10 protein-coding genes and 2 rRNA genes are annotated in these 10,745 nt (G+C 68.1%); 7 read left to right on the top strand and 5 right to left on the bottom strand.

From position 1 onward, the window contains the following. Positions 1-3 precede the first annotated feature (3 nt). Positions 4-1,512 (bottom strand): MFS transporter, encoded by a 1,509-nt coding sequence (locus tag ACFY2X_RS11055; RefSeq protein WP_389935755.1) that lies wholly within the window; start codon positions 1,510-1,512, stop codon positions 4-6. Positions 1,513-1,567: 55 nt separating this feature from the next. Here ACFY2X_RS11055 and ACFY2X_RS11060 point away from each other — a divergent pair, with 55 nt between their 5' ends. The 4 genes from ACFY2X_RS11060 to ACFY2X_RS11075 all read left to right on the top strand — a co-directional run bounded on the left by ACFY2X_RS11060 (position 1,568) and on the right by ACFY2X_RS11075 (position 4,933). Further along, entirely contained in the window at positions 1,568-2,356 is a 789-nt protein-coding gene (locus ACFY2X_RS11060) for a TetR/AcrR family transcriptional regulator (protein ID WP_389935757.1), read from the top strand. A gap of 119 nt (positions 2,357-2,475) precedes the next feature. Continuing rightward, positions 2,476-3,060 (top strand): helix-turn-helix domain-containing protein, encoded by a 585-nt coding sequence (locus tag ACFY2X_RS11065; RefSeq protein WP_389935760.1) that lies wholly within the window; start codon positions 2,476-2,478, stop codon positions 3,058-3,060. Between the two features lie 233 nt (positions 3,061-3,293). Next, positions 3,294-3,977 (top strand): DUF998 domain-containing protein, encoded by a 684-nt coding sequence (locus tag ACFY2X_RS11070; RefSeq protein WP_389935764.1) that lies wholly within the window; start codon positions 3,294-3,296, stop codon positions 3,975-3,977. A gap of 56 nt (positions 3,978-4,033) precedes the next feature. Then, entirely contained in the window at positions 4,034-4,933 is a 900-nt protein-coding gene (locus ACFY2X_RS11075; RefSeq protein WP_389935767.1) for an alpha/beta hydrolase, read from the top strand. Between the two features lie 103 nt (positions 4,934-5,036). Here the strand turns inward: ACFY2X_RS11075 and ACFY2X_RS11080 are convergent, their stop codons facing one another. Beyond that, positions 5,037-6,041 (bottom strand): DMT family transporter, encoded by a 1,005-nt coding sequence (locus ACFY2X_RS11080; protein WP_389935770.1) that lies wholly within the window; start codon positions 6,039-6,041, stop codon positions 5,037-5,039. A gap of 242 nt (positions 6,042-6,283) precedes the next feature. Between ACFY2X_RS11080 and ACFY2X_RS11085 the strand changes: the two genes are divergently transcribed. Together ACFY2X_RS11085 and ACFY2X_RS11090 are read left to right on the top strand one after the other, a co-directional pair. After that, positions 6,284-7,909 carry a PucR family transcriptional regulator gene (locus ACFY2X_RS11085; RefSeq protein ID WP_389935772.1) on the top strand — a complete coding sequence of 542 codons (1,626 nt, stop codon included), beginning with the start codon at positions 6,284-6,286 and terminating at the stop codon, positions 7,907-7,909. Positions 7,910-7,918: 9 nt separating this feature from the next. Further along, a complete protein-coding gene (locus ACFY2X_RS11090) occupies positions 7,919-8,314 on the top strand; it encodes a cupin domain-containing protein (protein ID WP_389935775.1) in 396 nt (131 codons plus the stop codon). A 66-nt stretch (positions 8,315-8,380) separates the two neighbouring features. Here the strand turns inward: ACFY2X_RS11090 and ACFY2X_RS11095 are convergent, their stop codons facing one another. Then, positions 8,381-8,530: a hypothetical protein gene (locus tag ACFY2X_RS11095; RefSeq protein WP_389935778.1), complete on the bottom strand. Its 150-nt coding sequence runs from the start codon at positions 8,528-8,530 to the stop codon at positions 8,381-8,383. 511 nt (positions 8,531-9,041) lie between these two features. Between ACFY2X_RS11095 and ACFY2X_RS11100 the strand changes: the two genes are divergently transcribed. Next, positions 9,042-10,286, top strand: coding sequence for a phosphodiester glycosidase family protein (locus ACFY2X_RS11100; RefSeq protein ID WP_389935807.1), 1,245 nt, complete (start codon positions 9,042-9,044; stop codon positions 10,284-10,286). A gap of 163 nt (positions 10,287-10,449) precedes the next feature. Here ACFY2X_RS11100 and rrf read toward each other — a convergent pair. Together rrf and ACFY2X_RS11110 are read right to left on the bottom strand one after the other, a co-directional pair. Then, a 5S ribosomal RNA gene (gene rrf / locus ACFY2X_RS11105) occupies positions 10,450-10,566 on the bottom strand. 93 nt (positions 10,567-10,659) lie between these two features. Continuing rightward, a 23S ribosomal RNA gene (locus ACFY2X_RS11110) occupies positions 10,660-10,745 on the bottom strand; the annotation flags it as partial.

Genomic DNA, 10,745 nt, shown 5'->3' on the forward strand with positions numbered 1-10,745 from the left:
CTCTCAGCTCCCCGTTTCCACCAGGTCAGGAGCTGAGACCGGAGCCGCGGGAGCGGGCCGCAGCATCACGAGCGCCAGAGCGGCGGCCGCGAGGGTGAAACCCACGCCCACCCAGGATCCGAAGGACATGGCCGAGACGAACGCCTCCCGCGCGGTGTGGACCAGCCCGGGATCCCCCAGCTGGAGCGCACCGCCGATCGAGTCCCGCGCGGCGGCCGGGGCGCCGGAGGGCATCGACGAGGTGTAGACCCCGGCCAGCACGCTGCCGAGCACGGCCACGCTCAGCGCCATGCCGACCTGCTGGACAGTGTCGTTGAGCGCCGAGCCCACACCGGCGTGCTCGGGCGGCACGGCCCCCATGAGGGTCGCGTAGACCGCGGGTCCGGCCAGACCTCCGCCGATGCCCATGAGCATCAGGGCGGTGATCAGCAGGCCGTACCCGGTGTCGGCGGTCATGAAGGCCAGCGCGCCGAAGCCGAGGGCCATCACGGTCATGCCGGCCGCGACCAGCGTGCGGTTGCTGACCTTCTGCCCGAGACCCGCGCCGACGGCGTTGAAGAGCGCGGCGGCCACGGCGTACGGCAGCAGCGCCAATCCCGCCTTCATCGGCCCGTAGCCCAGCACGAACTGCAGGTACTGGGTGAGCATCAGCAGCAGCGCGCCCGTGCCGAACGACATCAGCACGATCGAGAACGACGACCCGCTGAAGTTGCGGTTGCGGAACAGCTCAAGCGGCAGCATCGGGTGGGCCGCCCTCCGCTCCCAGAGCATGAACCCTCCCAGCGCCAGCACGGCCAGCGCCGTGGCGACCAGCACCTTGGGCGAGGTCCAGCCCGCACCGGGCGCGGAGATGACCATGAAGACCAGGGCGCTCATACCGGTGGTGGACAGCAGCACGCCGACCGGGTCCAGCCTCCGGGCGGGACCGCGCGTCTCGGGCATCAGCAGCACGGCGGCGGCGATGGCGAGGGCCGCGATGGGCACGTTGATCAGGAAGATCGAGCCCCACCAGTAGTGCGCGAGCAAAAACCCGCCCACCGTGGGGCCGGCGATCACGCCGACCATGGCCACCGCGCTCCACGCGGCGATGGCCTTGCGGCGCTCGCTCTCGTCGAAGACGGTCATCAGGATCGACAGGGTGCTCGGCATGAGGATGGAGCCGCCGACCCCCATCAGCGCGCGGGCGGCGATCAGCTGCCAGGGCTCGGTGACCAGCTGGGCGATCAGCGAGGCCCCGCCGAACAGCGCCAGGCCGATGATCAGAAAACGCCTGCGGCCGTACCGGTCGGACAGGCTGCCCGCGGTGATCAGCAGTCCGGCGTAGACCAGGACGTAGGCGTCGATGATCCATTGGATGTCCGCCGGGGTGGCTCCCAGGTCCCTCATCAGGGAGGGGATGGCCAGGTTCAGAACGGTGTTGTCCACCACGAGCACCAGAAGGCTCAGGCAAAGCACGCCGAGAATCCACCAGCGTCGGGGGTTGGGCTCTGCTCGTACAGTGTTCGATTCCACTCGCACAGCGTACGACAAACCTCGAACAGTGTGCGAATGGATTTATGCTTGACTCGTGAAAAAGCCCTTCACCTCGGTCTGGACCCGCGAGAGCCGCCCTGCCAAAAGCCCGACGCTCAGCCGCGACCAGATCGTGCGCGCGGCCATGGAACTGCTCGACGCCGAAGGCCTGGATGCGCTCAGCATGCGCCGCCTGGGCGCCAAGCTCGGCTCCGGGGCCACCAGCATCTACTGGCACGTGGCCAACAAGGACGACCTGCTCGACCTCGTCATGGACGAGGTGTTCGGCAAGGTCTCCGTGCCCGACCCCGAAATGAGCGGCTGGCGAGAGGCGGTCACGGTGTTCGCCTACGGCTTGCGCGCGACGTTCTTCGAGCACCCCTGGTCGGCCTCCCTCATCGGCACCAGGCCGGCCCTCGGCCCCAACGCGATGCGCCTGTCCGACCAGCTGCTGAAGACGTTCCAGCTGGCGGGGTTCAAGGACACGGCCCTGGACTACGCAGCCGCCACGCTGATGTCCTACGTGATGGGCGTGACCGCACCCGAGATCGCCTGGCGCGCCGTTCAGGCCAGCTCCGGAATGAGCAGCGAGGAGATACTGACGACGACGAAGGAGTGGGTGGAGCGGGCCGCCCGCGACTATCCCGAACTGGCGGCACGCTATGCGACATACGACATCAGCGAGGTCGACGTCTCCCGCGCGCTCAACTTCGAGTTCGGCCTGACCTGCATGCTCGACGGCCTGGAAGCGCACCTGAACCGCTCCGCCGCATCCCCTGCCGAACCGGCGACTCCACCATCCCCGTCATCCGCCATGCCGCCGGCCGGCTCCACCACGGGCTGACCCGCCACGGACCGGCCCTGCCACGAGCCGGGTCCGACCGGCATTCCCGCGAGGTTGCGGACGGGACTTTGCCACCCATTGGATTGCACATAATGCAATTTTTGCGTATTGTGTAAATCATGGATGCGGTGGAAGAGCGTCGCAGACGCAACAAGGCACGGAAGCGACGGCTCATCGGAGACGCGGCGGTGAGCCTGGCCCTGAAGGGAGGGCTGGAGAGCCTGACCGTCGAGGGGATCGCCGAGGCGGCCGACATCTCCACCCGGACCTTCTTCAACTACTTCTCCACCAAGGAGGAGGCTCTGACGGTCGGGCCCTCCTGGTCGGCGGAGGAGCTGGCGGCGCTGGTGGCCGCGCGTCCCGCGGACGAGCCGGCCGTCCGGTCGATGCGGGTCATGGCCAAGGAGATCGCCGAATCCTTCGTGCCCAGCCGCGAGCAGATCGCGCTGTGGCGCCGCAATCCCGAACTGCTCACCCGGGCACGCAAGCCCGCCGACCAAGAACAGATCTTCGTGACCCTCATGCGGGCCGTGGCCGATCGGATGGAGGCCGACCTGCCGCGCGAGGTCTACCCCAGCGTGCTGGTCGTCACGACGTTCTCCATCATCGAGTGGGCCGTCCGAGCCTCCTGGCAGGAGGGTGTCGGCAAGCCTCTCGACAGTCTGATCGACGAGGCCTTCGACCTGATCGAGCGCGGCCTGTAAACCCCGCCTCGCGGGAACCGGAAGATCCATAGAACACGCCCGGAGAGGCCGCAGGTGGGCCTGTAGGGCGTCGAACCACGTCAGCGAAACGCCGCACACGCCGATCAGGGCACCGCCCTGACCGCGGCCGGTGCCATGGGTGCCGTTGCACGCCCGTCCGGCGTGGATTTCGTGCTGCCCGCATTCGGGTCCGGCGGCGAGCCGGACCATCAAAATGATCAAGGAGTGGGTGAATGCCCGGAACACCGTCACGCCATGCCACCGTCACACCCCGTAGTTCGTCCGTCACGATCGGGGGAATCGCCTGGATGCTGAGCGTGTGGTTCTTCGTCGCGGAGGCTCTGGCCCGTGCCGCCTGGACCATCCCGTACGACTGGACGGAGCGCTTCCTCAGCGACCTGGGCAACACCTCCTGCCAGCCGTTCAAGTACTACACCACCGACGAGTACCTGCCGGTCTGCTCGCCGCGGCACGCTCTGATGAACGGCTCGTTCATCCTGCTGGGAGTGCTACTGATAGCCGGTCTCGTGCTGACCCGGCGTGCCTGGCCGCCGGGGCGCGGCACGGTCGTGGGACGCGTGCTGGTCGCATGGGTCGCCGTGAGCTGGATCGTGGTCGGCCTGGCGCCGGAGAACGAGAACATCATCGTGCACGGTCTGGGCGCGATGGGGATCTTCGCCGTCGGGAACGCGGGAGTGCTGGTGCTCGGACTCGCCACCCGCGGCGCCCCCGGATGGCGGGTGCCCGCTGTGCTCGGCCTCCTCGCGGGCGCTTTCGGGCTGGTCATGGCGGCCCTGTTCCTGTTCAACCAGTTCCTCGGGCTCGGACTCGGCACGATGGAACGTCTGGCGATCTACCCGCTGATCGTCTGGGCGGCGACGACGGGCGCGGTCATGATCGCCGGACGGCGACGGTGAGCGGGCGCGCGCCCGGCCGCCTCACCTTCGCCGCCTCCACCCGGGAAAGGTCCCCCATGACAAGCATGCAAGCGCGGCTGACCACCGTCATGGTCAGGCTGATGGGCGTCAAACGGCGCATGTACGGCAACGCGGAAAAGGTGCACAAGAGCATCGCCGCCGATCGCAGGAGAGGCCCCGCCGTACCCGGCTTCAAGGACCGGCTCTCCGTCGAGGAGCAGCACGTGGCCGGTCACCGCGTCTACACGGTGAGCCCGAAGACCGGGCGCACCAAGCGTCACCTGCTGTATCTGCACGGCGGCGGCTGGTCCTTGTCGATCACCTCGCTGCACTGGGACCTCATCGGCACGCTGGCCAAACGGCTGGACTGCTCGATCACCGTTCCCCTGTACCCGCTGGCCCCCGAGCACACCGCCCGCGACGTATGGGCCATGCTCCTGCCCCTGTACCGGGACCTCGTCGAGTGGTTCTCCCCGGAGGGCCTGACCGTGATGGGCGACTCCGCGGGGGGCAACCTGTCCCTGTCTCTGATCATGCAGGCCAGGGAGGCCGGTCTGCCGCAACCGGCGCACCTGGTGCTGGTGTCGCCGTGCGTCGACATCTCCTGCAGCGACCCGGCCATGGTGGCACTGGAGCGGGTCGACCCGATCCTCGCCCCCGAGGGCGTGCGCGAGGCCGGCCGCCTGTACGCGGGGGGCCTGGACATGCGTGACCCGGTGGTCAGCCCCCTGTACGGCTCGCTCCGCGGACTGGCCCCCATCGCCGTCTTCACCGGCACCCGCGACATCCTCAACGCCGACGCCCACCGGCTCAGGGACAGGGCGCGACAGGAGGGCGTGTCCCTGGGCTGGTTCGAATACCCCGGCATGATGCACGTCTGGCCCCTGTACTCCCTGCCCGAGTCCAGACAGGCGATCGACGAGATCGTCGCGATCGTCGAAGAGTCCCGTATCTGAAGTCGCCGGACACCGCCGGCGCCCGAGGTCTCCGATCACCATGGAGATCTCCCCGCCCCCGTCACCCCGACGGTGAGGACGCGTCACGACGGCGGAAGTACCCTCAGCGAACGGCGGCGGAGGGGGCTCTCTCCTCGTCCTCCGCCCCACCGGCCGTGATCGCCCCACCGGCCGTGATCGCCTCGCGGTCCGTGGGAGAGCCGGCGCGGGCCACCGCCGACTGGGCGAGAAGCGCCCCCGTCAGCACCAGGGCGCCCCCGAGCAGCTGGGCGGCGCCCAGCGCCTCGCCGAGCAAGACCCATGCGATGACCACGCTGGCGAGCACCTCGATTGACGCGACCGTGGCACCGATCGCGGCGGTCAGCACGCGCACCGCCGCGATGCCGGTGGCGTAGGCGGCCACGGTGCCGATGAGGACCAGCCAGCCGATGACCAGTGGAGCCGGCAGGGTCCGGCCGCCCAGGGCGAGGTCGGCGGCGAACAGGTGCCAGGGCAGCTGCCAGGGCCGCGCCAGGGGCGTGAGTACGGCAGTCGCTCCGGCCAGTCCCCACGCGAGTGCCCCGATCGGGTGGACGTCGTCTCCGGCGTCCTGGCTGAGCAGGAAGTACACGGCGGCGCAGGCGGCCGTCCCGAGTCCGAGCACAAGCCCGATCCCGTCAAGGCGAACCCCCTGCCAGACCTCGACGACACAGGCGAGACCGCCGACCGCCAGAACGGCCCCGGCCGAGGCCACGCGCGGCAGCCGTACCCGGCGCACCAGCCGCACCCAGCCCAGGACCAGAACCGGCGAGGCGTATTCCAGCAGCACCGCGACGCCTACCGGCAGACGGGCGATCGTCCCGTAGTAGAAGGCCTGCACCGCGGCGAAGCCCACCAGGCTGTAGGCGGCGACGAATCGTAGCCGGTGACGGGGGACGACGAGAACGGACGGCTTGACCAGAAGTGCCACGACGAGCAGCACAAGCGCCGCCCCCGCGAGCCTTGTCCACACCGCCTGCGAGGACGGCAGACCCGCGTCGATGAGTGACTTGGCCAGGGGCCCCGAAAAACCGAAACAGATCGCCGAGACGACCGCGAGGACCAGGCCTTTGGCATCGGAACGAGGCATCTGAACTTCCCCCCTTCTCGTTCCAACACCACCATACTCATTTTGGTGGTGTTAAAAAGGGGCGATATGCAAAGATACGGTCTTGATGTCCACCGACTCCGGGACGCGAGCGAGGCAGCCGGACGGCCCCGCCTCCGCGTGGACCCCGACCGGCCCGGAAAGCCGCACACTACGCGATCAACGCAACAGCCTGTAAGAAGGCTTTCGTTCGGACTTACAGTCTGATCGGATACTCTCTGTGGGTGCTCCCTACCATCTCCGACGTCCTCGCTCTGGAGACCGTCCGCCGAGGCAACCCGCACGTCGTCGCGGGAGCCGACCGCCTGGACACCCGCGTGCGCTGGGTTCACGTCGGCGAGGTCACCGACATCGCCCACCTGCTGCGCGGCGGAGAGCTGGTGCTCACCACCGGCGTCGCGCTCCCCGACGATCCCGACAGGCTCGTCGACTACGTGGTGGAGCTCGCCGCCGTGGGCGCGTCCGGACTGATCGTGGAACTCGGGCGGAAATTCATCAAGGAGCTTCCCCGGGGTGTGATCAACGCCGCCGAGAAGCACGGTCTTCCGCTGATCACGCTGGCCCGTGAGACTCCGTTCGTGCAGATCACCGAGTCGGTGCACGCCCGGATCATCGACATCCAGCTGGAGGAGCTACGCGCCTCCGAGCAGCTTCACGAGGTCTTCACCGAGCTGTCGGTCGAGGGCGCCTCCCCGGCCGAGGTTCTCCGCCAGGTCGCGCGGCTGGCCGGGCGGCCGGTGCTGCTGGAGAACCTCGCGCATCAGGTGCTCGCCTGCGAGACGGCCGGGCGCGACACCGGAACACTGCTGGCGAGCTGGGAGACACGATCCCGGGCGGTGGCGCCCGACGAGCGCACCGCCTACGACTCGGCCTCCGGCTGGCTGGTCACCATGGTCGGCGCGCGAGGCCAGGACTGGGGCCGGTTGATCCTGCTCTGCGACGTGGAGCCAAGCCCGCGTGACATCGTGCTCGCCGAGCGCGCGGCGACCACCCTCGCCCTGGGGCGCCTGCTGGAGCGCCACCAGGAGTCGCTGGAGCGCCAGGCTCACGGCACGATCATCACCGGCATCCTGACCCACGCCTACGCCGATCCCGACGAGGCCGCGGCTCGCGCCCGAGCGGTCGGCGTTCCACTGACCGGCCGCAAACTGATCAGCCTGGTGCTCCGCCCCGCCGAGCCCCCGGAGAGCCCGCTGGACGGCCAGGAGCAGCTCGCCAAGCTCGGCGAGCTGGCCGACGCCACCGCCGCCGCCTGCCGTGACGCCCGGCTCCCCGCCCTGGTCGGCGCCCTGGACCAGAACCGCGTCGGCGTCCTGCTCCCCCTGCCTCCGCGTACTCTCGCCGAGCTCGCCCTGACCTCGCTGGCCGACCGCCTGCGGATGACCTTCACCACGCCGTTCGTCCTCGCCGCCGGTTCGGTGGTCGAGTCCATCCGCGACGTACGGCGAAGCTTCCTCGAAGCCGAACAGGTCGCCGACGTGGCCGTCAGGCAGCCCGACGGCCGGACCTTCTACCGTCTCCCAGACCTGCGCCTGCGCGGCCTGCTGCATCTGCTGAGAGACGACGCCCGCCTGCAGACCTTCGCCGAACGCGAGCTCGGTCCCCTGCTGGCCCACGACGCCCAGCGTGGCGGCGACCTGACCAGGATCCTGCGGATCTACCTGGACTCCGGCCGTAACAAGGCCGTCGCCGCCCAGAAGGCCCACCTGTCCAGGCCCGCCTTCTACGATCGGCTCCGCAGGCTGGAACGCGTCCTCGAAACCGACCTGGACGACGTCGAATCCTGCCTCTCCCTCCACGTCGCCCTGCTGGCGCTGGAGTCCTTCCGGAGAGACAACCCCCGCACCTGAAAGGTCCCCATGCCCGAGATCCTCGTCCCCGAGACCGCCAGTCTGGCCCGGATGGTCACCGCCGCCGGGGCCTTCGCCGTCCCCACCGGCGACGTACGGCTGTCACCCGACGAACTGGACCCCGCCCAGATCCTCGCCGGGTCACCACAGACCTTCTCGGCCGAGCTGTGGACCTCTCCTGACGGCTCCCAGAGCCGGGGCATCTGGGAGATCACACCGGGCACGGTGACCGACGTCGAGCGGGACGAGATCTTTGTGGTCCTGTCCGGCCGCGCCACCCTGGAGGTCGAGGGCGGCGCCACCGTCGAACTCGTTCCCGGGTCGGTCTGCCTGCTCGCAGAAGGCGCCAAGACCACCTGGATCGTCCACGAGACGCTCCGCAAGGTGTACCACTCCGTATCCTGACGAGTTGCGGCGCAAGCCGTACAGGACCCAGATTCCGTACGGCTTGCGCCCGTCTGATGTGCTCCGTTAACCGTGCCCGTCGGATGCGGTGTCCGCGTGGACGGTGTCGTCGGCACAGATGTAGAGATCCCAGCGGCGCGGGCGCGCCAGGATCACGCCGAGGATGAAACCCAGAACCATGCTCGCGATGATCACAATGAGAATGTTCAGCCCCATGACGGCTGCCTCTCGGAAGATGTGCCGCTTGATGTGAGGGAATGCGGCCTACCGCACCGTAGCCTCGTTTTCTTGCCCCCGCAGAGAAAACGGCGCGGGCTAACCCCTATTGACCAGCATGGTTAGCCCGTTCGGAGCAGTCGCGGGCCAGACGAATTCCGTCGTTCCGCATAGGAGCGCTGTGTGGATGACAACACTTTCTTGAGCAGTTTCGCGTGTTTCGCTCCCCTCGGCAGGTAGATCTCGGCACGATGGTGCACCGAAGTTTGGTCACCAACGGGGAGAGACATACATGTCGCGACGTATCGCCGTCGGGCTTTCAGCCATAGCACTTGCCGTCACTGCGATTCCAGCTCACGCCGACCAGGCGAGCAGCACCTTTCCCAGCACCGCGTTTCCGCTTGGCGAAAGGATGGCTCCCGTCACAAAACAGCGCAATGTGGCTCCGGGAGTCAGCCTTTTCAGCCTGACCCACGGTAAGTCCACCCAGGGGTGGAGCGTAACCGTGCTGATGCCCAACGGGCACGAGGACGGCAAGCCGGCCACCGCCCAGGCGAAGGCGGAGGAGGTCGAGGCCGCGGGGTTCACCCCCAGCGTGGAGAAGATCGTGCAGCCCGCCGCGGCGGACGCGCCGGCCGTGGAGCGATACATCGTCCGCGTCGGCCTCTGGCCGTTCAAACAGCGCGCCGAGGCCGACAAGGTGGTGAAGCAGCTCAAGGAGTTCGACATCCGGGCCAGGACCGACTTCATCGGTGACGACGGTCTGGAGACCACCGGGCCGTGGAACATGAACGTGCTGATGGTGAACCCGAGGGTCTTCAAGGGTTCTTTCAAGACCAGCATCGGCGCCAGCATCGCCACGGGTGAGACCCCCAGCGAGATGTCCAAGCTCACCGGTGCCATCGCCGGCGTCAACGGCGGATTCTTCAACATCCACACGTCCAAGGCGATCAAGGGCGATCCGATGGGCATTTCGGTGGTGGGTGGCAAGCTTCTCAGCGAGGCGGTACCCGGCCGCAGCGGCCTGATCATCAAGGGCCGCAAGGTCAAAATCACCGAGCTGAAGACAGTGGTCACCGCGATTCCCGCCGACGGGGCGAAGACCGAGGTCCAGGGCGTCAACCGGGCCGCCGCCCCCGACGAACTCGTCCTCTACACCGAGGAGTTCGGAATCGATACGGCAGCCGACGGCGGAACCGAGATCGTCGTCGACGCCCAGGGGAAGGTCGTCAAGGTCCGCCAGGCCGGCGGTGCCGTCCCTCCCGGCTCCTATGTGCTCCACGGCAGCGGCATCATGGCCGACTGGCTCGCGGAGCACGCCGCGGAGACCTCGACCATGAAGCTGGACACCAAGGTCATCGACCTGCGGACGCAGCGGGCCGTGCCGCTCACCCCCGATACGTACGTCATGGGCGGCGGTGTGGGACTGATCAGGAACGGCCGGATACGCATCACGGCCCACGCCGACGGGCACGATTCGGTCAACATGATGCTCCGCCGCCACCCGCGCACACTGGCCGGTGTCACCAAGTCCGGCGGACTGATCCTGGCCGCGGTAGACGGCCGCAACCCGGGTGTCACCGTGGGCGCCTCGATGGTGGAGGCGGCTCAGCTGATGCGCTGGCTGGGAGCCAAGCAGGCCATCAACCTCGATGGTGGCGGCTCGACCGCGATGGTCATCGGCGACAAGGTCGTCAACCGGCCCTCCGATGGGATCGAGCGGACCGTGGGTGACGGCCTGTTCATCACGCCCTGACGCATGTCCCGACAACGCCCTGGCCTCTTCCGGAGGTCAGGGCGTTGTCTTGGGGGTCTCCGGGGAAAGACCCGAAAAAAAAGGGGGGTGTCCCGGTTCCCCGGGAACACCCCCCCAAACGCAGGAAAGGCCACCCCGAAGGATGGCCTTTCCCACAATGATTGTCCGGCGGCGACCTACTCTCCCACACCGTCCCCGGTGCAGTACCATCGGCGCTGAAGGGCTTAACTTCCGGGTTCGGAATGTAACCGGGTGTTTCCCCTTCGCCATAACCGCCGTAACCCTATGAAACTATCAAACACGCGCACCCCACGGGCGCGACGGTGTCTGTTGTCTCAGAATCACATAGTGGACGCGAGCAAAAAGTTGCTTTGTGGTCAAGTCCTCGGCCTATTAGTACCGGTCAGCTCCACACGTTACCGCGCTTCCACCTCCGGCCTATCAACCCGGTCGTCTACC

The organism is Streptosporangium sp. NPDC000396 (assembly GCF_042898655.1).
In the GTDB taxonomy this organism is placed as follows: domain Bacteria; phylum Actinomycetota; class Actinomycetes; order Streptosporangiales; family Streptosporangiaceae; genus Streptosporangium.